The following is a 22948-nucleotide window of genomic DNA, read 5'->3' as shown; positions in this document are numbered from 1 at the left end:
AGAAGAAGACTTTTTGGCTGTATCGTAATTCTTCTTCTTATCTTCCAAGCAGTTGCTTGCTGGATTTAGCACCTTGGTCATAGAAAATATATTTCTACTACACCGGTTGCTGAGGCTTCACAGGGCCAGTCCCTCTGCCTCTCTTGATAAGAAAGTGATATGAACATGTCAATGAATTGAACTTCCATCAACTGTATCGAAAAAATCGAAAATAATCAATGGAAAATTTGAAATTTATCGAAAATTTATAAATTGAACATCAATTGGCAAATCTGCCTTGCGCATAAGAGAAATAACCTCTTGTAAATCATCTTTATTTTTCCCTGTTACACGCACTTGGTCATCTTGAAACTGTGACTTCACTTTGATGCCGGATTGCTTAATGAGTGCATTGATCTTTTTGGCGTTGTCTTGATCAATCCCGCTGATCAGCTTCGCGCGCTGGCGTACTGTTCCGCCAAGGGCATGCTCGGTTTTTCCGTAGTCGATGTTTTTAGTTGGAACATCTCGTTTGATCAGCTTTGTCACAAGCACATCTTTTAGCTGCTCCAGCTTAAAGTCATCATCAGAGATGAGAACGAGCTCTTCTTTTTCAAGAGAAATATCACTTTTACTTCCTTTAAAATCATAACGGTTTTTAATTTCTTTCAGCGCTGCTTGAACAGCGTTTTGCACCTCTGGCAGTTCTACCTTCGATACAATGTCAAATGAGCTTTCTTTTGCCATAACACATGACCTCCATGTATAGATATTGCGTCTATTTTATCATGCAAATAGGAGAAGAAGAAACTTTATCGAAGAGACGAGTCAAAGAGTTCAGCCGGCAGCGGTATAAATCGTATCCGGTTTGTCCACTTTAGCTAACAGAACTAGAGATGTTCATGTGGGGAGAAGTATAGTAGAATAAAGTGAATCAAAAGATGAACGAACGCTCTTTTATGGGCAGATAGGAAGGAAGAGAACATGAGACCAGGTGAGCAACTGACCTTGCAAATAGAGAACGAGATGGAATACGGCTACTTTTTGACAGATGGTGAAGATTCGGTCCTCTTGCACCGCAGTGAGATGACAGAGGATATTGGTGACCGAGATGAAGTAGAGGTCTACTTATATGTAGATCATGAAGAAAGACTGGCTGCCACGATGAAAATACCTACAATCAATGCGCATACATATGGCTGGGTAGAAGTCGTAGACGTGGTAGAAGACATGGGCGCATTTGTCGATGTCGGGCTGTCAAAGGATGCACTTGTTGCAACAGAACACCTCCCGCCTTTTGAGGAAGCATGGCCAAAAAAAGGAGACAAACTCTACTGCATGCTGAAAGTCACAAGCTACGGCAGAATGTTCGCAAAGCCAGCCACTGAAGATGTGATCAGTGAATTGTTTACTGAGGCACCTGAAACCTTAATGAACAAAGAAATCACTGGAACCATTTATCGCTTAATTGCGACAGGCTCCTTTATGCTGACAGATACAGGCGTGCGAGGGTTTATCCACCGCACGGAACGAAAGGAAGAACCAAGATTAGGATCGACCGTGACAGGACGCGTCATTGCCGTGAAAGAGGATGGAACCGTGAACGTTTCTCTGCTCCCTAGAAAACAGGAAGCGTTATCTGTCGATGCAGAAGAAATCTTAACCTATATGAGAACGAGAAATGGTGCTATGCCTTATGGGGACAAAAGTGATCCAGAAGACATCCGTGAACGATTCCAAATGAGCAAGGCAGCCTTTAAACGAGCATTAGGCCATTTGATGAAAAATGACTTAGTTTACCAAAAAGAGGGCTGGACATACGAGAAAAAATGAGCAGCGTGAAATCCAAACCCTGACTTCAAGGGTTTTCATATCACACTGAAATGAAGACAAAGGGATAAAATCATCATGATTTTATCCCTTTTTTTATATTTGTTATAAATAATGGGTTTTTTCAGTGAAAAAAGTCATGAAAAAAGCTGAAAAACCTTCACTTAATCATTGAAACAACGCCTCTCAAATCCGATAAGAAAGGAGTAAGGATGATAAAAGGAGTGTGTGTGTGGATGAAAGTGAAAATTTCATTGCTTCTGGTGGCAGCCCTGCTTATGGTGCTCGCCGCATGCAGCAATCAGCAAGGGAAACCACCGGCATCAAATGCGAAGCATATTGGCGTTATGCTCACAGATGATGGTCTTGGTGATCAATCATTTAATGATTCATCATTTAAAGGATTAGAAAAAGCACGTGATGACCTTGGGATTGAATTTGATTATAGAGAAATTGCAGAAACCGATACATATGAAAAAGGACTGACCGAGCTTGTAAAAGATGGCAATGACCTCGTCATCGGAGTAGGCTTCAGTATGCAAGAAGATTTAGAAAAAGTCGCAAAGAAATATCCGAAGAAGCAGTTCCTTCTCATCGATGCCGTATCTGAGCTGAAAAATGTGACCTCCGTGACGTTTAAAGAAGAGCAAGGCAGCTATTTAGCGGGCGCACTTGCTGCCATGACAACGAAAAGTGATGTCATTGGATTTGTTGGCGGTGTCGATGCGGATTTGATCCATCGTTTTGAAAAAGGGTTCCAAAAAGGCGCCAAATCAGTAAATCCGAACATCAAGATCTTATCCACCTATGCTAATACGTTTAGTGATGCGGGCAAAGGCAGTAAAATAGCCAAAGGCATGATCAAAAAGAAAGCAGACGTTTTATATGCCGCAGCTGGCTATACAGGTGTCGGTTTATTAAAAGAAGCGCAAGCGCAGGGCAAATATGCCATTGGTGTAGATAGTGATCAGTACTACACCGCTGAAAAAGCGGTAATTTCGTCCATGGTAAAAAAAGTCGATGAAGTGGTCTATCAATTCAGCGAACAGCTCGTCAAGAACAATCAAATCAAAAATGGGCATGTTATCTACGACTTAAGCAATGACGGAATCGATATGGCAAGAATTCGGGTGATGAAGAATGCTGAGACATTGACCAAAAAAGTAAATGAACTGAAGCAGAAACTTCTAAAAGAAGAGGGGGACGCATCATGAGCTTGCGCATCAAAATTTTACTCAACTCACTCGTCTCACTTCTTTTAGCAGTTGGCGTAATCGCCTTTATCATTGTCAGTATGACAAAGATCCAATCATCAAATGAAACAGAAGTTCAAACCTTATTAAACGTTCAAAAAACAAAAGCAAGCTTTGAAAGCGTCGAACAAGCCATGACCAATTATTCAATGACACTTTCTGATGAACAGCTAGAGGTTGTTCAAACCGATATTTCTACAGCAAAAAAACAGCTGCAAACGTTAAACAAACATGCAGGAAATATCAACAAAGATGCATTAACAAGGTTAAATGCAAAATATGACACGTGGACCAAGGAAGCAAATAATGCCATTGGTGAAAAAAACGCATCGGATGCAAGACGGGTCGCTGCAAGAATTGATGGTGTTTTAAACGACGTCCATACAATGAATAAAAGAGCAGAAGAAGCGTATAAACAAAATCAAGAGAATACATCTGATAATGTGCAATGGATCATCACCAGTGCACTCGTTGCAGCCCTCACACTGATTGTCATTGCTGTCTTTTTAAATATTGGGTTAACAAGATCCATCGTGACCCCTATCAAATCACTATCCTACCGAGCGAAGCAGATCGCAGAAGGCAACCTTGCTGTCGAGCGGATGGACATTCAGCGCAAGGATGAAATCGGCGGCTTGAATGAATCCTTTAATCAAATGACAGATCAGCTGATTAGTCTGATTAAAGAAATCAGCAATGTCTCAAGTCAAGTAGAGACATTCTCGATCCAGTTAGATGATGAAAACAAAAAGCTGATGGAATCTGCAAATCAAGTATCTGTCTCGACAGACGAAATGGCAAATGGGTCACAAGCCATTTCAGAGGATCTCCAGCATGGCGTCAGTTTGATTGAAAAGATGGATCAGCATGGACGTAAAAATTCCGAACGTTCACAAACAGTCATCCAAAGTACTGAGGATGCCATAGAAGCAGTGGAAAGTGGAAAGCACACGTTAACAGAAACAAAAACGGCGATTGAAAAAAATACACATGCCACAAGGCAAATCGAGCAGTCAGCAGGAGAATTCACGCAATACGCCAGCGGCATCTCGGCCATGGCCAAAACTGTTTCTGACATTGCGGATCAGACAAACTTACTTTCGCTAAATGCGGCGATTGAAGCGGCAAGAGCAGGTGAAGCTGGAAAAGGCTTTGCTGTTGTTGCAGATGAAATTCGTAAGCTTGCCGATGAATCATCTAACGCTACAAGACAAATCTTTGATATGGTCAGTCATATTGAAAGAGGCATTCAATCCATTAGTCAAACTGTCAAAGAAGGAGTCAAGCTTTCACTTCAACAGCAGGATGCGATGGACAAAACCTCACACTCCTTTGAAGATATAGAAACAAAAGCGCAGCACATTAAACAAGAAATGGCTGTCTTAAATGACCAAATTGTTCAATCAACAGAGCTTGGCGGACAAGTGCTGAACTCGATTGAAAATATTAGTGCGGTTGTAGAAGAAACAGCAGCTGGCAGCGAAGAAATTTCTGCCTCTGCCAATGAACAGCTGCAATCATTCCATCAAATGAACAAACAGGTAGAAGAACTGATGAGTATGACGGCAAGGTTAAATGAAACCGTCCATCGGTTTAAACTTTCATAAGTCATAAGAAAAGCACCCTTCCCGTGATGTGTCAGGGAAGGGTGCTTTTTATGATGGTTTGCCTGTAAAGAAGATTGCAAGCGTGCCTGGGCCTGAATGGGACCCAACAGCCGCGCCGACAATCTGAATATCAATTTCTTTTGGATGAAATTCGGCTTCAATCAATTGTCTCATGTCTTCTGCAAGTGCAGGATCATCACCATGACTAATGCCCACAGTTTGATTTGGCCAATCCGTTCCACGTTCTTTCATCAGTTCAATAATGCGTTTCAACAGCTTTTTACGTCCGCGGATTTTCTCAAGTGGTATGAGCTTTCCATCCTCGACGTGTAAAATGGGCTTAATGCTTAATAAACCGCCAACAAATGCGGACGCTTTACTGATTCTTCCGCCTCTTGCTAAATACGATAAATCGTCTACAGTAAAAATATGTTGTAAAGATTCGCAAAAATGCTTTACAGACGTTTCAATTTCTTGTATTGTATTTCCGTCAATGGCAAGTGATTGAGCGTGTTTGACTGCAAGCCCATAGCCAAGTGAAGCACATTTAGAATCAATGATTCGCAAATCAAAATCAGGGTATTCTTCCTTCACTTCGTTTGCCATCATCACAGCTGTTTGGTATGTACCGGAAAGCTCTGATGAAAAGGCAACATAGATTGCAGATGTATGGGTTTGTGCGAGAGAAACAAAGGCTTCTTTGATTCGGTTTGGGGAAGCTTGTGACGTCTTTGGGCTGGCACCTTGTCTCATCGCATCAAATACTTGTTTTGGTTCAATGGTGATCAAATCTTCAAATTCCTGCTCGCCAAGTAACACACGCAGCGGAATGAGCGTCATGTTATGTTCATCATAATAAGAAAGAGGCAGATCAGCAGCACTGTCTGCTATGATATGAACAGTCATCAAAATCCCTTCTTTCTAAAAATATCAGCCATATTTTACATCTTTTTAGCCTAACTATATCACAGAAATCATCTTTTCGTGTTCAAATTCTAAATTTTAGGGAAAACCATAGAGAGAATGGTAAGTGGAGGAATGACAATATGTTCATTGGAGAAGCAAAAAAACTCATTGTCGTCGTCATTGGTGCACTGCTCAATGCGATTGGACTGAACTTATTCTTAATCCCAGCTGATGTATACGCGAGCGGGTTTACAGGGGTGGCCCAGCTGTTATCCAGCTTAATGGATCAATATGCGCCATTTTATATATCAACAGGGATCCTATTATTTATTTTAAATATTCCAGTCGGCATTTTAGGCTGGATGAAAGTTGGCCGTTCCTTTACGTTATACAGCATCATCAGTGTTGCACTGACGACCATTTTCCTCGGCATCTTACCGGAAACGAGTGTTTCACAGGATATATTACTAAATGCTGTGTTTGGCGGCGTCATATCTGCACTCGGGATTGGGATCACCCTCAAATACGGGGCATCAACAGGCGGGCTCGACATCCTTGCCATGATCTTAGCGAAGTGGAAGGATAAACCAGTCGGCACATATTTCTTCATTTTAAATGGAATCATCATCTTTACAGCAGGATTATTACAAGGTTGGGAGAAAGCATTATATACCCTTGTCACATTATATGTGACCACAAGGGTCATTGATGCCATCCATACAAGACATGAGAAGCTGACCGCGATGATTGTGACGAAGAAAGCTGATGAAATCAAAGAAGCCATTTATGGAAAAATGGTTAGGGGCATTACGACTGTACCTGCAAAAGGAGCTTTTACCAACGAGCAAAAAGAAATGATGGTGATCGTCATTACAAGGTATGAGCTGTATGAACTTGAACAAATTATTAAAGAAGTCGATCCAAAAGCCTTTACAAATATTGTGCAAACAACCAATATTCTTGGATTTTTCAGACGAGATTAAAAGGTGGGTAGTAAATGAAAAAAGGGTTGGTGCTTCTTCTCGTTTTATTGATTTTAGCCGCTTGTGGACAACAAAAAAAGGATGAACCAGACAAGGAGGTATCCGGTCAAATGGGAGAAAAAACAGTTGTACTCACAGTAGACCCCGTCCAGAAAGGTTCTTCGGTTCAATTTAACATGTCGCTGAAAAATGAATCAGATCGAGATATTGAATTTACTTTTAACACAAGCCAGAAATTCGAGCTCAGTGTGTATGACGAAAACGGAAATGAACAATACCGCTATTCGAAAGACCGTATGTTCACACAGGCCATCCAATCATTTGTGCTGAAGAAAGGAGAAGCCTATGATTTTCAAGATACGTGGTCAAACGGTGTCAAGCCGGGAACGTATGAAGCGATCGTCACATTTAAAGGAAAAGCAGAAGGGCTGAAGCAAATCACGGAAAAGAAAACGTTCCAAGTAAAATAAGTGCTTCCTGCTTCATGAGAATCAGAAAAAGCTGTCCAATGGTGGACAGCTTTTTTTATGTTAGAGATCATCGAGCAAGTCTTGGAAGGTATGCAGTTGGTTTCTTTCTGCATCTGTCGAATTGGCAAATGCAGAAGATACGGCATTTTTGGCTCGTTTGACCGCCTGTTGACGCTCTAACCCAGATGAAAATGAAGAAGTAAGGGCTTCTTCAGTAAATGATTTGGCTTGATCAAAAAGTTCGTTTCTCACAATGAACCTCCAGAAGCATCAGTCTTCATATTTCCCCTGTCCGCCGCCGCTTCTTCAAGTGTCGAACGATAAGGAAAACGTGCGTCATGCAGACTGACTGAATCTTTACCTTGTTGTATAAAGCGTTTCGATTTGCTTCTTTTACCCATTCGGAATCCGCCCCTTTACACAAGCTGACAGGACAACCTGTCTAACGGTAGTATGCCCGCTTCCTTCGGTTATGTATGAATGGAAAAATTAAAGCGAGAAGTAATTCGTTAGAAACTTTGCAATCCCATCTTGTTCGTTCGTATCAGTGACTTCATTTGAAACACGTTTCACCGCATCGATTCCATTGCCCATTGCCACGCCGCATCCAGCAAATTCAAGCATTTCTAAATCATTGTCTTCATCTCCGAATGCCACAATCCGCTCCTGTGGAACGCCGTAATAATCACTGATCTTTTGCAGTCCAACGGCCTTGTTCATGCCTGTTTTAATGATTTCAATCACGTGCCACGGTGCAGCCCATCGCCGGTGATCAATCACTTCTGCATGAACATCTGATAAATAGCTTCGAATGGCTCCAACGTCCTCTTCTTTTGCATGGATTAACACGCTCGTCACATTTTCTCCAAGGTTGTCCCGAAGGTCTCCCACGGTGACTTTATTTGCATTCATATTAAATATATCAATGAGCTTCTCATCATGGTAATGGAAATACAAATCGTCTAACACTTCAGCTAGCACATTGTGCACTTTGTACTCCTCACTAATGTCTACAAGCTGTTTAACGACTTGGAGATCAAGTGACGTATGAAATCTGCCCCATTTTTCATCAAGAGGATGATGGACAAACGCGCCATTAAAATTCACAATGGGTGAATCAAGCTGTAATTGCTGATAATAAGGAGAGCTGGAACGAAATGGCCGGCCGGTTGAAATACAGACATGATGCCCGCTGTCTTTCACTTTTTGAATGACGTCAAGCGTGTGTGTAGAGATGGTTTTATCATCTTTTAATAACGTGCCATCCAGGTCAAGTGCGATTAGGTAAGGTTTAGTCTCCATAAAATCTCCTTTGATCTGTAAGTGATAGGAGGCAGTTCGTGCGGCGCCTCTACCTATAGTGTATCTTTATCACATCTTTGTTGTCTACATGTTAAAATAAACAAAGACGGGAATGATAAAGGAGGATTCATAGGCTGTGATCACCATTGATGAGCAAACTGAACACGATATTCCATTTTTACATATCGTAAAAGCTGAAAATAAAGACAAACCGCTTCCGCTTGTATTTTTCATACACGGATTTACAAGTGCACGTGAGCACAATTTACACTTCGCCTTTCATTTGGCGGAAAAAGGCATGAGAGTGATTTTGCCTGACTGTGCTTATCATGGTGTAAGATCAGAAAACCTCAGCTTAGAGGAACTGGCATCAAAGTTCTGGGAAATTGTCCTGAACGAAATACGTGAAATCGATATACTCAAAACATACTTTCAAGAAAAACAATTGATTGAAGCCGATCTGATAGGTGTTGCGGGTACTTCCATGGGCGGCATCACCACCTTTGGTGCACTGGCCAAGCATGATTGGATTAAAGCGGCAGTCAGCTTGATGGGCAGTCCGAAATATACGACATTTCTACAAGCACAAATCATGGACATGCGGCACAAAGGGTTGATGAAAGAGATTACAGACGAAGAGGTTCATCAGCAGTTAGACGCCCTGCGCCCTTATGATTTAACGCTGCAAACAGATCGATTAAACAAAAGACCGCTGTTATTCTGGCATGCAGAAAACGATCCTGTTGTCCCTTACCGGCATGCAAAGGCTCTTTATGACGAGTTAGCCGCAACCCAATATAAAGAAGACCCGCACCTGATTCGTTTTATCACAGACGGACAAGCTGGCCATAAGGTCTCAAGACAAGCAATGTTTGAAACGATTGACTGGTTTGTGACACATCTGAAAAGCACAAACGTTTAGTCAAAGGAAAAAGTACGTTATACTAATGGAAAAGGAGTGGATATCATGGATGAAGCATTGAAAGAAAATATTTTAGGCGCCCTAGAACAGGTGATTGACCCTGAGCTAAATGTCGACATCGTCAACCTTGGACTTGTCTATGATGTCGATCTTGATGAGAATGGAAAAGCGGATATCACCATGACCTTAACATCAATGGGTTGTCCTCTTGCACCAATTATCGTGGATGAAGTCAAAAAAGCATTAAGTGATCTTCCAGAAGTGAAAGAAACAGAAGTTCACATCGTATGGAATCCGCCTTGGACACGAGACAAAATGTCAAGATACGCAAAAATTGCGCTCGGTATTCAATAAGCACATGAAAAATGCCTGGTATGAGTTGAACTCATGCCAGGTTTTTTTTATGAAAAAATAAGGTGGAGGAAGAGAACGTATTGATATAATGGGTGTAATATAACAGATCGGAGCCTCATAATGAAACGAAAATGGTTATGGATTGTTCTTTTAGTGGGATACGCTGCTGCATTTTTTGCATCAATCACCATTCGTGAGGAGCAAGCACACAAAAGCCAAGATCTTGAAGCCTTTACAGATGTCAGTCATCTTATGCCTGTCAAAATAAAAAAAGTCGTTCAAGGAAAAGAAATAGACACTTTAAAAGAAGTATTAAAAGAAGCGAAAGCAAAAAACCTGCCGATATCCATTGCAGGGAAACAGCATAGCATGGGTGGCCACACGTATTATGAAAATGGCATCGTGCTTGATATGACCAAATTCCGTCAGATTTTAGCATTTGATGAAAAAAAGAAAACGATTCGGGTCCAAAGCGGCGTTACATGGGATGATATACAAACATATGTGAACCCATATGGTCTTGCCGTGAAGGTCATGCAATCACAGAATATCTTCACGATTGGCGGTTCTCTCAGTGCAAACGCACATGGACGTGACATTCGCTACGGATCACTCATTAACACGGTTCGTTCCTTTAGGCTGCTAAAGGCAGATGGGGAGATCGTTACAGTGAAGCCAGGCGATGATTTGTTTACAGCCGTGATTGGCGGATATGGTTTGTTCGGCGTGATTTTAGATGTTGAGCTTTCGCTAACGAGAGATGAATTATACAAAATGGAGACAACCTCTCTTGATTATCGTGAATACACCGATTATTTTCAAAAGCATGTCAAACACAATAAAGAAGTACGCATGCATCTCGCAAGAATCTCAACAGCGAAAACAAACTTTTTGAAGGAGATGTATGTAACGAACTATTCCCTCTCAACTCATCAAGAGCTCGAACCATACCGAGAGCTAAAGGAAGATCAGCTCGTCATGCCATTGAAATTTATGCTCGGCCTTTCAAGAAGATTTGATATGGGAAAAGATCTGCTCTGGAATTTGCAAAAAAAGTATTTCCAAAGTCAAAATGATCAGCTGATCACAAGAAACAATGTGATGCGTTCAGATTCTGCTTTTTTAGAATATGAAAATGAGTCAGACACAGATGTGCTTCAGGAATATTTCGTCCCAGTTGACCGCTTTCGTGCGTATATCGATGAAATGAGAGACTTTTTACAACAGGAAGAATTGAATTTAATGAACATCACGATACGCTACGTACAAAAAAATGAAAAAGCGGATCTCTCATATGCGAAAGAAGATATGTTTGCCCTTGTTCTTTTAGTGAATTATGGTTTTGAGAAAGAAGAGAAGGCAGAAGCAGAGCGGATCATCCGGCAAATGACAGATATCACGCTGCGGCACCATGGAAGCTATTACTTACCGTACATGCCTTATCAAACGAAGGCACAAATGAAGCGGGCGTATCCTAAAACCGATGTATTCTTCCAAAAGAAAAAGAAAGCAGATCCAGATGGCAGGTTTATCAATTACTTTTATGAAAGGTACAATACACAATGAATGCAAAAGCAATGAAATGGTTCGTCTACTCACAAAGCCTGCTGTTTTTCGCCAGCAGTTTGATTTTCCCTTTTTACATTCTTTTTATTAAAAATGTTGGTTCAAGCTATTCACAGTTTGGTCTTGCCTATGGCTTGTTTGGTTTAAGCGGAGCGTTTATTCATTTACTCTTAGGGAAACTACCCGAAACTACTGACAGGCGTCTCTTTTTAATCATTCATTCGTTCGGTATGGCGTTTCTTTTACTGCTATTTCCGCATATAACAGAAGTGGAGCAAGTGTATATGATTCAGCTTGCACTTGGTGCGTTAGGCGGCTTTCAAAAACACGGGGAGAAACTGCTCGTCACGGAACTGACAACAGGTAATAAAAGAATGAAGGAGGTTGGCCACTATCATTTTTGGACAGCTCTTTTTTCATCCATCGCGATTATGCTTGGCGGCCTGTTTGCTGATTTCTTTACCGTTCATTTCATTTTTTATGCAAGCTCCATATTATATTTATGCAGTGCGCTCATGGTCATCTATATCAAAAACGAAAGATAAATCCGCATGTCTCATGAAGATATGCGGATTTTTTGTTGAAAAAAAATGAAAACAAATATTAAATATACAATTGAATTAATTTTTATACATGTTATAATGTTAAATAATTTCACAAAGATCAAGAGGGTGTATTGACGTTGAAAATAGGTATTATAGGTGCTACAGGGTACGGTGGTGCGGAATTGGTTCGTATCTTCAAGCATCATCCACATGTGGAGGAATGTATATTGTATTCATCAAGTGGTGATGGGCAATTATACAGTCAATCTTATCCGCATCTGACAACTATTACTGATCAAACATTAAAAGCCATTGATCCAGCTTCCATTGTGCGAGAAACAGATGCTGTGTTTTTAGCGACACCAGCAGGCGTATCAAGTGAACTTTCGCCGAAGCTCATGAATCAAGGAGTGCCCATTATTGATTTATCAGGTGATTTGCGCATTCAAGATGGCGCAACCTATGAAGTTTGGTATAAACGAAGGGCAGCTGATCAAGCATCTGTTCAACAAGCTGTGTACGGATTATCTGAATTAAATCGTGAAACAATTGAGCGGGCTGAAGTTATTGCAAACCCAGGGTGCTTTCCTACCGCAGTTCTTCTCGGTTTAGCACCGCTGATGAAACAGAATCTAATCGATGAATCTATGATCATAATAGATGCAAAAACAGGCGTGTCCGGTGCAGGACGATCTGCCTCACTTGGAACACATTTTTCAGAGCTAAACGACAATTTCAAAATTTATAAGGTAAATGAACATCAACATACACCTGAAATAGAGCAAATATTAAGAGAATGGAATCCGCAAACGGCGAACATCACATTTTCAACGCATCTTGTCCCGATGACAAGGGGGATTATGGCGACGATGTATACACAGCTGAAATCAGATATCACAAAAGAGGAATTGATGAAGCATATGAAAGGCTTTTATGAAGATTCCTATTTTGTCAGAGTGAGAGATCACGGGGTGTATCCGCAAACAAGGGAAGTATACGGCAGTAATTTCTGTGACATTGGCTTTCATTTAGATGAACGTACAGGCAGACTCACGATTGTGTCTGTGATCGACAATCTCATGAAAGGCGCAGCCGGCCAAGCGGTTCAAAACTTCAACATCATCAAAGGCTTAGATGAAGAGGCGGGCCTCACAATGACACCTCTCTATCCATAAGAACAGGGGAGACAACAAACATGATCGAATTGAATGAAAAAAGCATTGTAAAAATAGACGGTGACGTATCATCACCAAAAGGCTTTGAAGCAAAGGGGATTCATATTGGATTACGCTATTCAAAAAAAGACCTTGGACTGATTGTCAGTGAGGTGCCGGCAGCCAGTGCAGCGGTATATACACAAAGTCACTTTCAAGCTGCACCTCTACAAGTCACTCAGAAAAGCTTAAAAAAGACAGGGCAATTAAAAGGTGTCATTGTCAATAGTGCCATCGCCAATGCATGTACCGGTGAGCAAGGTTTGAAGGACGCATTCGAAATGCAGGCAGCCTGCGCAGATATGTTAGGGGTAGAATCTGATTACATTGCTGTCTCTTCTACTGGTGTCATTGGAGAGTGTCTCGATATGGATAAAATCAAAAAAGGTATCACTCAGCTGAAAGAAGCAAAAGCAGGAAATGGTCATTTTGAAGAGGCAATCTTAACGACAGATACAGTCATTAAAAATACAACATACACCCTGACGATAAACGGCAAAGAGATTCTGATTGCAGGTGCAGCAAAGGGCTCTGGCATGATTCATCCGAACATGGCAACGATGCTTGGCTTCGTGACAACGGATGCAAATGTCGAACAGGAAGCCCTGCAAAACGCACTTCGTGACATTACCGATGTGACCTTTAATCAAATTACCGTCGATGGGGAAACATCGACAAACGATATGGTACTCGTAATGGCAAATGGCATGGCAGAAAATGAAGCACTCAATGAAATGCATCCAGAATGGCCATTGTTCAAAGAAGGATTAAAGCTAGCTTGTGAGGATCTTGCCAAAGAGATTGCAAGAGACGGAGAAGGTGCAACGAAATTAATTGAAGCGCAAGTTGCTGGCGCTAAAAATAATTTAGAAGCCGGCATCATAGCGAAGAAAATCGTCGGTTCAAGTCTTGTGAAAACAGCCGTCTACGGCACCGACGCCAACTGGGGGCGAATCGTCGGAGCCATTGGTCATAGTGCAGCTTCCGTCACACCACAAGAGGTAGAAGTTTATTTAGGCGCACAATGTCTGTTTAAACATAATGAACCGCAGCCATTCTCAGAAGAGGAAGCAAAAGCGTATCTAGAGCAGGATGAGATCACGATTTTGATTCAAATGAATGAGGGAAATGGTAAAGCAGCAGCATGGGGCTGTGACCTTACCTATGATTATGTGAAAATTAACGCGAGCTATCGCACATAATGAAGGAGATAGACATGGATAAAACGATCGTATTTAAGTGTGGAGGCAGTGTCATTCGAGAACTTTCAGATACCTTTTATGAAAATGTCCGCTCACTTCAAGCTGCTGGATTTAAGCTGGCTATCGTCCATGGTGGAGGTCCTGAAATCACTAGCATGCTGCAAAAATTAGAAGTGAAAACAGAATTTGTTGACGGGCAGCGTAAAACAACGAAGCCTGTATTAGAAGTAGCTGAAATGGTCCTCTCGGGAACGGTGAATAAATACTTTGTGTCAGAGCTCGCAAAGCATGATATTTCATCTGTCGGCGTATCTGGAAAAGATGGGCAGATGCTTGTCGCCGATTTCCTCGATCAAGACGTGTACGGATACGTTGGCGAAATCAAAGAAGTCCATCCAGAGATGGCAGAAGCATTAATGGAAAAACAATTTATTCCTGTTATTGCACCGCTGTCTATGACAGAAGAATGCCAAACGTTAAACGTAAATGCTGATTTAGCAGCATCAGCTGTCGCAGGAGCGATGAAAGCTGATAAGCTCATGTTTGTTACAGATGTGGAAGGCATTTTAAAAAATGGTGAATTATTAGATGTCGTCACCGAACAAGAAGCTCTTTCACTCATTGATGAAGGCATTATTTCCGGGGGAATGATTCCAAAAGTGCAATCCGCTTTAAGTGCTTTATCAGGAGATGTGGATGAAGTCATGATCGTGAATGGCAAAGGCAGTATCTTTACAGGGGAAACCTTTAAAGGAACAAGAATTGTGAAACAAAAGGAGGCGGTCCTGTGAGTCATCTCTTTCAAACGTATGGACGGTGGAATGTTGAAATTAAAGAGGCAGCAGGTTCTTGGGCAGTCGATACAAATGGAAAAAGATACTTAGACTTTATACAAGGCATTGCGGTTACAAATCTAGGCCACAATCACCCAAAGGTCAATCAAGCCATCAAGAAGCAGCTTGATCACGTCTGGCATGTATCGAATCTATTTGAAAATGGACTGCAGGAAAAAGCAGCAGAAAAGCTTGCGGCAAACAGTTCAGGAGACCTCGTGTTTTTCTGCAATAGCGGAGCTGAGGCAAATGAAGGCGCGATCAAATTAGCACGTAAAGCAACAGGGAAAACAAATATCGTGACATTTTTGCACTCTTTTCATGGGCGCACGTATGCTGGTATGGCTGCTACAGGTCAAGATAAAATCAAAACTGGCTTTGGCCCTATGCTGGAAGGCTTTCATTATGTACCGTTTAATGACCCAGACGCTATTGCGGCGTGTGAAGTCGATGATGTGGCAGCGGTAATGCTCGAGGTTGTGCAAGGAGAAGGTGGAGTAAATCCAGCAACAGCAGAATTTCTAGAGGCCGTTCAAGCGTTTTGCAAAAAGCATAAAGCACTGCTGATCGTAGACGAAATTCAAACGGGTATTGGACGTACAGGAACAGCGTTTGCATACGAACAAACGGGACTTGATCCTGATATTATCTCTTCTGCTAAAGGCTTAGGAAACGGCTTCCCAGTCGGTGCGGTCATCGGGAAAAAGGCTTTAGGAGATGCATTCTCACCAGGTTCACACGGAACAACCTTTGGTGGCAACATGCTTGCCATGGCCGCAGTGAATGCAACACTAGATGTCATTTTCAAAGAAGAGTTTCTTTCAGAAGTCAAAGAAAAAGGTGCTTATCTGTTAGAAAAGCTGCAAGATCTGAAACAACTGAATATCGTAAAAGAAGTACGCGGAAAAGGATTGATGGCAGGGATTGAATGTCATCAGCCAGTCGGTGATTATATCACAGCTCTTAGAGAACAAGGGTTGCTGGTACTTCCAGCTGGTCCAAATGTGATTCGGTTATTACCTCCGCTGAATGTAGAAAAAGCAGAAATAGATCATGCAATAGAAGCGATTACTCAGGTTTTAGCAAATGAAGCAGTGACGGTTTAAATTTTTTTTACACCAAAACGCATAAAAATGCATTTATATTACTAATTATTCAATTTGGGGTGACACAAACATGAAAGGTTATTTAAATTTAGAAGATGGAGCCTCTTTTGAAGGAGATCTGACAGGAGAAGCTGGCATGACAGGTGAAGTGGTTTTCTTTACAGGGATGACAGGTTACCAAGAGGTGCTCACAGATCCTTCCTATAAGGGACAAATCATTGTTTTCACATATCCACTCATCGGAAATTACGGCATTAATCATGAAGACTTTGAGAGCAAAAAACCACAAGTGAAAGCTGTTGTTGTGTATGAAGCAGCTGATCATTTCTCTCATCATCTTGCAGCGGTTAGCTTAAAAGATTATTTACAGAAGTGGAACATTCCGCTTCTGACGCATACAGATACACGTGCAGTCGTGCAAAACATCCGGGCAAATGGGACGATGAACGCTGTGATCAGTGTAGACGAAAACGAAACACCGCCGGCCATGAAACAAGACAATGTGGTCGCACAAGTGACAGAGGACGAGATCTACACACAAGGCAGCGGCGAGGAACATGTAGCGCTCATTGATTTTGGCTTTAAAAAATCAATTGCAGATTCGCTTGAAGCGCGCGGCTGTAAAGTAACCGTCATTCCGTACAAACAGCTGGAAAAGGTGTTTGAGATCAAGCCAGATGCGATTCTGCTGTCAAATGGACCTGGTGATCCCAAAACAATGAAGCCATATTTAAAAACCATTCATGACATCATGATGACCTTCCCGACACTTGGAATCTGCTTAGGTCATCAATTAATCGCTCTCGCACTTGGCGGGGATACGTATAAGCTTCCATTTGGCCACCGCGGGGCGAATCACCCTGTACAAGATACAGAATCCAAACGTGTTTTCATGACAAGTCAGAACCACAGCTATGTGGTGAATGAAAAAAGCATGAATGACAAAGAAGTGGACGTGAAATTCCTTCATGTCAATGATGGATCTGTAGAAGGTTTCATTCATAAAGAGAAGCTAATTATGTCAGTTCAATTTCATCCAGAAGCACACCCAGGTCCTGCTGAAAGTGAATGGGTATTCGATGATTTTATTGAGAAAGTGAAACAAGCAAGGAGAGAAGTTGCACATGCCTAAAGATCAAAGCATACAAACCATTCTAGTCATCGGGTCTGGTCCAATCATCATTGGTCAGGCAGCAGAATTTGATTACTCAGGAACACAAGGATGTATGGCCTTAAAAGAAGAGGGCTACAAAGTCATTTTAGTGAATAACAACCCAGCAACCATTATGACAGACGAATCATTTGCTGATGAAATCTATTTTGAACCGCTTTCAGTTGATTCAGTGACAAGAATCATCGAAAAGGAAAAACCAGATGGTCTTTTAGCCAACCTTGGCGGACAGACCGCTTTAAACCTTGCTGTCGAGCTAGAAAAAGCCGGTGTGCTGAAGAAGCATGGGGTAACCCTGCTCGGAACGTCAGTTGAAACAATTGAAAACGGTGAAGATCGAGAGAAATTCCGTGCTCTCATGAAGCAGTTGAACGAACCTGTGCCAGATAGTGAAATTGTGGATAATGCGAAAGATGCCCTTCAATTTGCAAAAGAAGTAGGCTTCCCAGTCATCCTAAGACCAGCATACACACTTGGCGGAAAGGGCGGCGGAATTGCCTTAACAGAAGAAGCGTTTAAACCGCTCATTGAAGGAGCCCTTTTAGCGAGCCCGATTCATCAGTGTTTAGTTGAAAAAAGCATCGCTGGCTTTAAAGAAGTCGAATATGAGGTCATGAGAGACCGTCAAAATACGTGTATTACGGTTTGTAATATGGAAAATATCGATCCAGTTGGTGTGCATACAGGAGACTCGATTGTCGTTGCACCTTCCCAAACATTAACAGACCAGGATTATCAAATGCTTCGTTCAGCGAGCCTGAAAATCATTTCAGCACTGGATGTAGTCGGCGGATGCAACATCCAATTCGCCCTTGATCCACTCAGTAAAGAATACTTTGTCATTGAGGTGAATCCACGGGTCAGCCGTTCATCTGCTCTTGCCTCAAAAGCAACAGGCTATCCAATTGCTAAAATGGCGGCAAAGCTTGCGGTAGGCTATACACTAGACGAACTCAAAAACCCGCTCACAGGCACAACTTATGCTAGTTTCGAGCCGGCACTCGATTATGTCGTCGTGAAATTCCCACGCTGGCCGTTTGATAAATTTAAACAGGCAGATCGTCAATTAGGAACAAAAATGAAGGCGACTGGCGAAGTCATGGCGATTGACCGTAATTTAGAGTCAGCCATTCAAAAAGCCGTCGCCTCCCTTGAAATCAAAACAAAGGGCTTCCACCTGCCAGAATTGAAAGACCAATCGACTGAACAACTATTTGAACTGATCAAAACACCAGACGATCGACGTTTCTTCGCTGTCATGGAGCTTCTTTCAAGACAAGAAACGGTCGAAACGATTCATCAAGCGACGAAAATTGATCTATTCTTCTTACATGTGTTCAAGAATATGATCATTCTCGAACAGGAATTGAAGAACCATGAGGGAACGCTCTCAAAAGACACCTTGAAAAAGGTAAAGGAAAAGGGCTTCCTTGATGAAACGATTGCTCTTCTTACAGGCCACAGTGAAGAGGCCATTAGACAGCTTCGTCAAGAATATGACATTACGGCTTCATTTAAAATTGTCGACACATGTGCGGCAGAATTTGATGCAAAAACGAACTACTTCTATTCCACATACTTTGGCAAAAGTGATGGAGAGCATCAGGAGAAAACAAAGCAGCGTGCACTCATCATTGGCTCTGGTCCGATTCGAATTGGGCAGGGAGTCGAGTTTGACTATAGTGCAGTTCATGGCGTTCTTACCCTGCAAAAGCTTGGCTTTGAAACCATCATGATGAACAACAATCCAGAGACGGTCAGTACGGATTATGAGATCGCAGATCGTTTATATTTTGAACCCATTACATTAGAGCACATCTTAAACGTTGTCGAAGCAGAAAAAATTGATTTCGTCATCGTCCAATTTGGCGGACAGACTGCCATCAATGTAGCAGAAGGCTTAGAAAAAGCCGGCGTCACGTTGTTAGGTACATCCTTTGACACGCTAGATGCGCTCGAAGATCGTGATTTGTTCTATCAGCTTCTTGATGAACTGAATCTTCCTCATGCAGAAGGAAATACGGCTGACTCAAAAGAAGAAGCACTCGCACATGCCAGAATCATTGGTTACCCTGTGTTAATTCGCCCATCGTATGTCATTGGCGGAATGGGGATGATCGTTGTCCAGTCAGAAGCACATTTGACATCATTGCTTAATCAGCCAGATCATTTGCCGTACCCGATCTTAATTGATGAGTATGTCACTGGAAAAGAAGTTGAAGTGGATCTGATTTCTGACGGAAAAACGACCTTCATTCCAACGATCGTGGAGCATATAGAGAAAGCAGGCGTCCACTCAGGTGACAGCTTTGCTATTTTACCAAGTGTCTCCATCAGCGAAGACATCAAACAGCAGGTGCATACTGCGTCCGAACAAATAGCGAAGAAATTAGCGTTTAAGGGCATTATGAATATCCAATTTGTGATCAAAGGGGATCAGGCGCTTGTACTAGAGGTAAATCCGCGGGCAAGCCGGACGGTTCCAGTCGTCAGCAAAGTAATGGGCATTGACATGATTCCGCTTGCGACTCAATTATTAGCGGGTGCGACGCTTGAAGAACTGAACCCTGCAACGAAAAACAAAGGGGGAACAGCGATCAAATTCCCAGTCTTCTCATCACATGCCATTCAAGATATTGACTTAAAGCTGACACCTGAAATGAAAGCGACAGGAGAAGGAATGTGTGTAGGCAAGAACGCCGAAAGCGCCTTGAAAAAAGTGTTTGCGTCAATCTGGCATCAGAAAGGCAGCCTCTTTATAAAAGGCAGTGAACAATTGGTAGATAAAGCGAAACATGCAGGCTTTGACGTCTGGACAGACAGCTTTGAAACTTGGCTGCAAAACGAAGATAAGTCGCTTCATATCCATTTAGGGGAAGATGAAGAGGCAAAAGAGCAGCGTGTAAAAGCACTCACACATGGCGTCCAAGTTCTAACCGAATATGAAACAGCTCAAGCATTCCTGCAAGGGAAAAATGGAGATGTATCACCAGTATCGCTCAAAGAATTATATAAAAAGGAAGTGACGGCATGAGTCAAGTCGACGTGCAACCGGCATTATACGGAAAAGACTTTTTATCGTTAAAAGATTTCTCAATCAATGACATTACTTATTTAATTGAAAAAGCGGAAGAAATGAAACAAAATCCCTATCAGGATTTATTCAAAGGGAAAACGTTAGCGATGATCTTTGAAAAATCGTCAACTAGAACCCGTGTATCGTTTGAAGCGGGAATGACGCAGCTAGGAGGACATGCGCTCTTCCTCAGCTCAAATGATTTGCAAATTGGCAGAGGAGAAACGATCAGTGATACGGCACAAGTGCTGTCTGGCTATGTGGATGGCATTATGATTCGGACCTTTAAACATGAGAAGGTGGAGGAGCTAGCACAATACGCGTCTATTCCTGTCATCAATGGACTGACTGACTACTCCCATCCATGTCAGGCACTTGCTGATTTATTGACAATCAAAGAAGTAAAAGGAACATTAAAAGGAATCAAACTAGCCTATATTGGTGACGGAAATAACGTGGCTCACTCCTTGATGGTTGGCTGTGCGCAGCTAGGCTGTGACATTGCTGTTGCATCACCAGAAGGCTATGAACCGCTCCAAGAAGTAACAGATACGGCACGTGAGTTTGCAAAACAATCAGGCGCAGAAGTCATCGTTACGACAGACCCTGTCGCTGCTGTCCAAGATGCAGATGTCATTTATTCCGATGTGTTTACAAGCATGGGGCAGGAAGCAGAAACAGAGAAACGCCTTGCTGAATTTAAAGAATATCAAGTCAATGACGAACTAATGAGTTATGCAGCAAAGGATTATATTTTCCTTCATTGTCTCCCGGCACACCGCGGAGAAGAAGTGACAGCAGACATTATTGACGGACCGCACTCAAAAGTTTTTCAGCAGGCAGAAAACCGTTTGCATGTACAAAAAGCGTTAATCAAAGAGCTCATGTATCAACAAACCAATTAAATGAAAAGTGTCCCTGACTCGTAGGAGCAGGGACTTTTTGCATAAAGGATTGGAGAGGCAAGTGACGGGACATAATAACATCATCGAGAAAGGAGGATGGGAATGGGTCAGAAGCATCAATTTAAATCAGGGAATAAAGCACCGAATAATGGTGTGTATATCGAGATCGGTGAAACCGGCAGTATGGTGAAAGATCCTTTAAAGATTAAGCTTCAAGCAGGCGACGTCTTTCCGGATAACTCGAACCATAATCGTGTTTGGACCTACCAAAGAAAGCCATAAGCAATTGACTAAGAGTCAGAAGGAATAAGTCTTTAGAGGCATGTGTCATGCCTCTTTTTTCTTTATAATAAAAATCAATTAAGTTCCAATTTTCAAAAAATAGTATGAAAAATAGAGAATTCAAGGTAAAATATGTAATTGGAATATATTGTTGAAAGGATTTGTGTGATGGAAAAGACGAATCTCAGTGAAAGTGTTTGGAATAAACGCTTCACCTCATTATTCATATCAAGACTGATTAAAAACACAGGAGAAAGTTTTGCTTTTACATCCGTCCTTTGGCTATTGATTTTGAGAGGGGATGGAGCACTCGGTACAGGACTTCTCCTAGCAGTAACCGTTCTTCCTTCATCTTTGTTAGCCCCAATACTAGGACCTCTTATGAAAAAGCACCATTTGTCTAAATGGATGTTCGCTTCAGACGTCGTTCGAGCAACAATTGTACTCATTATTCCGCTTCTGCATTTTTCGCATCTATTGCCTTTATGGTTATTGATCTCATTAATGGTTATTCAATCGGCAACAGGTGCAGCATATAATCCAGCCTCTGTGGCCATTTTACCGCAGATTGTTCCGAAGCATCTGATTCAAAAAGCAAATGCCATCCTGCAATCTTCTTTTGAGATTGTCGCACTTGCAGCAGTCATGGTGGCTGGTCTCTTGGTCAAATTAATCGGACCTGCAGATACCCTGCTCATCACCACTGCCTTATTCATCATATCCGGCCTGTTTATTATCGGCGTCAAACTAAAGAAAACCGATGAAGAAAAAGCAGCAGGCATTAAACAAGCAAAGAATACATATTTGTATAACTTAAAAAGAGGTTTTCTCGTCGTCAAAAATCATCACATTTTATTTGCACTGACGCTGTATTGTATTTTAATGAATGTCGCCGCAGCACCGTGGCAGGCACTATCTGCTGTATACGTAGCAGAAGCACTGCAAAGCGATTCCATGGTGTATTCCATTTTAAGAGGTGTTGCCGCAGTCGGCGCGTTTATGATGGGCTTTGCTCTAGCGAAAGTGAAAATTAAGAGATTTGGTTTGTTCTTTATTGTCGCTGGTATGATTGAAGGAGCTGCGTTCTTTATCACAGGGATGAGTACATGGCTGCCGGTCGTTCTACTTGCATCCTTTATATTCGGTGCCGCCGTTAGTGCGATCAATGTACCGGAAATGGTCATTATTCAAACGTCTGTCGACCAAGACGATCAGCCGCAAGTATACGCCGTGATCAATGCTTCATCAAATGTTTTTCTCCCGCTTGCAGCTGTCGTATCAGGTGTTCTGGCAGAAAGGTTTGGAGCAGGACCTGTCATTGCTGGCGGTGGGGTCCTTGAAATTTTATCTGGTATCGCGATCTTCCTGTTTACAGGGCTTGCGAAAAGCCATTTGACAGCAGACAAACAGAAGTCCGAAACCGTCGAGGTGTAATCGATAAA

The 22948-nt window shown here is 42.0% G+C and carries 23 protein-coding genes and 1 riboswitch; of the genes, 18 read left to right on the top strand and 5 right to left on the bottom strand.

Annotated elements, in window-relative coordinates; translation table 11 throughout:
* Positions 1 to 34: 34 nt before the first annotated feature.
* Positions 35 to 153, bottom strand: a riboswitch (SAM riboswitch).
* 81 nt (positions 154 to 234) lie between these two features.
* Complete coding sequence (locus tag ACSSTM_RS06645; RefSeq protein WP_034663377.1) at positions 235 to 726, bottom strand: YajQ family cyclic di-GMP-binding protein; 492 nt, start codon at positions 724 to 726, stop codon at positions 235 to 237.
* 237 nt (positions 727 to 963) lie between these two features.
* Here ACSSTM_RS06645 and ACSSTM_RS06640 point away from each other — a divergent pair, with 237 nt between their 5' ends.
* The 3 genes from ACSSTM_RS06640 (at position 964) to ACSSTM_RS06630 (ending at position 4669) form a co-directional block, all read left to right on the top strand.
* On the top strand, positions 964 to 1812 hold the full coding sequence (locus tag ACSSTM_RS06640; RefSeq protein WP_034663374.1) for a CvfB family protein: 849 nt from the start codon (positions 964 to 966) through the stop codon (positions 1810 to 1812).
* Between the two features lie 233 nt (positions 1813 to 2045).
* The gene (locus ACSSTM_RS06635; RefSeq protein ID WP_034663371.1) at positions 2046 to 3023 is read left to right on the top strand and encodes a BMP family lipoprotein; all 978 of its coding nucleotides are present in this window, start codon (positions 2046 to 2048) and stop codon (positions 3021 to 3023) included.
* Complete coding sequence (locus ACSSTM_RS06630) at positions 3020 to 4669, top strand: methyl-accepting chemotaxis protein (protein WP_034663367.1); 1650 nt, start codon at positions 3020 to 3022, stop codon at positions 4667 to 4669. Before ACSSTM_RS06635 ends, ACSSTM_RS06630 begins: the two co-directional genes overlap by 4 nt.
* Positions 4670 to 4717: 48 nt before the next feature.
* Here ACSSTM_RS06630 and ACSSTM_RS06625 read toward each other — a convergent pair whose 3' ends face one another.
* Complete coding sequence (locus tag ACSSTM_RS06625) at positions 4718 to 5575, bottom strand: DegV family protein (RefSeq protein WP_106031492.1); 858 nt, start codon at positions 5573 to 5575, stop codon at positions 4718 to 4720.
* 140 nt (positions 5576 to 5715) lie between these two features.
* On the opposite strand from ACSSTM_RS06625, the gene ACSSTM_RS06620 reads away from it, so the two are divergent.
* Positions 5716 to 6558 (top strand): YitT family protein, encoded by an 843-nt coding sequence (locus ACSSTM_RS06620; protein WP_034663360.1) that lies wholly within the window; start codon positions 5716 to 5718, stop codon positions 6556 to 6558.
* 14 nt (positions 6559 to 6572) lie between these two features.
* Complete coding sequence (locus ACSSTM_RS06615) at positions 6573 to 7028, top strand: BsuPI-related putative proteinase inhibitor (RefSeq protein WP_106031493.1); 456 nt, start codon at positions 6573 to 6575, stop codon at positions 7026 to 7028.
* Positions 7029 to 7088: 60 nt separating this feature from the next.
* Here the strand turns inward: ACSSTM_RS06615 and ACSSTM_RS06610 are convergent, their stop codons facing one another.
* From ACSSTM_RS06610 to ACSSTM_RS06600, 3 genes are all read right to left on the bottom strand, one after another.
* Positions 7089 to 7280 (bottom strand): DUF3813 domain-containing protein, encoded by a 192-nt coding sequence (locus ACSSTM_RS06610; protein WP_024425070.1) that lies wholly within the window; start codon positions 7278 to 7280, stop codon positions 7089 to 7091.
* On the bottom strand, positions 7277 to 7429 hold the full coding sequence (locus ACSSTM_RS06605) for a hypothetical protein (protein WP_034663354.1): 153 nt from the start codon (positions 7427 to 7429) through the stop codon (positions 7277 to 7279). The genes ACSSTM_RS06610 and ACSSTM_RS06605 overlap by 4 nt, the downstream gene beginning before the upstream one ends.
* A gap of 88 nt (positions 7430 to 7517) precedes the next feature.
* Complete coding sequence (locus tag ACSSTM_RS06600; RefSeq protein ID WP_012009535.1) at positions 7518 to 8330, bottom strand: Cof-type HAD-IIB family hydrolase; 813 nt, start codon at positions 8328 to 8330, stop codon at positions 7518 to 7520.
* 136 nt (positions 8331 to 8466) lie between these two features.
* Between ACSSTM_RS06600 and ACSSTM_RS06595 the strand changes: the two genes are divergently transcribed.
* The 13 genes from ACSSTM_RS06595 (at position 8467) to ACSSTM_RS06535 (ending at position 22940) form a co-directional block, all read left to right on the top strand.
* Complete coding sequence (locus tag ACSSTM_RS06595) at positions 8467 to 9252, top strand: alpha/beta fold hydrolase (RefSeq protein WP_060595985.1); 786 nt, start codon at positions 8467 to 8469, stop codon at positions 9250 to 9252.
* A gap of 45 nt (positions 9253 to 9297) precedes the next feature.
* Entirely contained in the window at positions 9298 to 9606 is a 309-nt protein-coding gene (locus ACSSTM_RS06590) for a metal-sulfur cluster assembly factor (protein ID WP_024425066.1), read from the top strand.
* 120 nt (positions 9607 to 9726) lie between these two features.
* A complete protein-coding gene (locus ACSSTM_RS06585) occupies positions 9727 to 11172 on the top strand; it encodes an FAD-binding oxidoreductase (RefSeq protein ID WP_095285007.1) in 1446 nt (481 codons plus the stop codon).
* Positions 11169 to 11717: an MFS transporter gene (locus tag ACSSTM_RS06580; protein ID WP_034663338.1), complete on the top strand. Its 549-nt coding sequence runs from the start codon at positions 11169 to 11171 to the stop codon at positions 11715 to 11717. The genes ACSSTM_RS06585 and ACSSTM_RS06580 overlap by 4 nt, the downstream gene beginning before the upstream one ends.
* A 137-nt stretch (positions 11718 to 11854) precedes the next feature.
* Positions 11855 to 12892 carry an N-acetyl-gamma-glutamyl-phosphate reductase gene (argC, locus tag ACSSTM_RS06575; protein WP_268496197.1) on the top strand — a complete coding sequence of 346 codons (1038 nt, stop codon included), beginning with the start codon at positions 11855 to 11857 and terminating at the stop codon, positions 12890 to 12892.
* Between the two features lie 20 nt (positions 12893 to 12912).
* The gene (gene argJ / locus ACSSTM_RS06570; RefSeq protein ID WP_268496196.1) at positions 12913 to 14133 is read left to right on the top strand and encodes a bifunctional ornithine acetyltransferase/N-acetylglutamate synthase; all 1221 of its coding nucleotides are present in this window, start codon (positions 12913 to 12915) and stop codon (positions 14131 to 14133) included.
* A gap of 14 nt (positions 14134 to 14147) precedes the next feature.
* Positions 14148 to 14924: an acetylglutamate kinase gene (argB, locus tag ACSSTM_RS06565; protein ID WP_034663330.1), complete on the top strand. Its 777-nt coding sequence runs from the start codon at positions 14148 to 14150 to the stop codon at positions 14922 to 14924.
* On the top strand, positions 14921 to 16072 hold the full coding sequence (locus ACSSTM_RS06560; RefSeq protein ID WP_437404104.1) for an acetylornithine transaminase: 1152 nt from the start codon (positions 14921 to 14923) through the stop codon (positions 16070 to 16072). Before argB ends, ACSSTM_RS06560 begins: the two co-directional genes overlap by 4 nt.
* Before the next feature lie 70 nt (positions 16073 to 16142).
* Positions 16143 to 17204 carry a carbamoyl phosphate synthase small subunit gene (locus tag ACSSTM_RS06555; RefSeq protein ID WP_066031043.1) on the top strand — a complete coding sequence of 354 codons (1062 nt, stop codon included), beginning with the start codon at positions 16143 to 16145 and terminating at the stop codon, positions 17202 to 17204.
* On the top strand, positions 17197 to 20277 hold the full coding sequence (locus ACSSTM_RS06550; protein ID WP_106037863.1) for a carbamoyl phosphate synthase large subunit: 3081 nt from the start codon (positions 17197 to 17199) through the stop codon (positions 20275 to 20277). Before ACSSTM_RS06555 ends, ACSSTM_RS06550 begins: the two co-directional genes overlap by 8 nt.
* A complete protein-coding gene (gene argF, locus ACSSTM_RS06545) occupies positions 20274 to 21224 on the top strand; it encodes an ornithine carbamoyltransferase (RefSeq protein WP_420735070.1) in 951 nt (316 codons plus the stop codon). The genes ACSSTM_RS06550 and argF overlap by 4 nt, the downstream gene beginning before the upstream one ends.
* Before the next feature lie 102 nt (positions 21225 to 21326).
* Positions 21327 to 21506 (top strand): YjzC family protein, encoded by a 180-nt coding sequence (locus ACSSTM_RS06540; protein WP_034663316.1) that lies wholly within the window; start codon positions 21327 to 21329, stop codon positions 21504 to 21506.
* A 168-nt stretch (positions 21507 to 21674) separates the two neighbouring features.
* Positions 21675 to 22940 (top strand): MFS transporter, encoded by a 1266-nt coding sequence (locus ACSSTM_RS06535; protein WP_034663308.1) that lies wholly within the window; start codon positions 21675 to 21677, stop codon positions 22938 to 22940.
* The last annotated feature ends 8 nt before the right edge of the window (positions 22941 to 22948 follow it).

It is taken from the genome of Bacillus sp. RK1064 (assembly GCF_051488405.1).
Classification (GTDB): Bacteria; Bacillota; Bacilli; order Bacillales; family Bacillaceae; genus Bacillus.
This window is presented reverse-complemented; position numbering and strand designations above follow the sequence as displayed.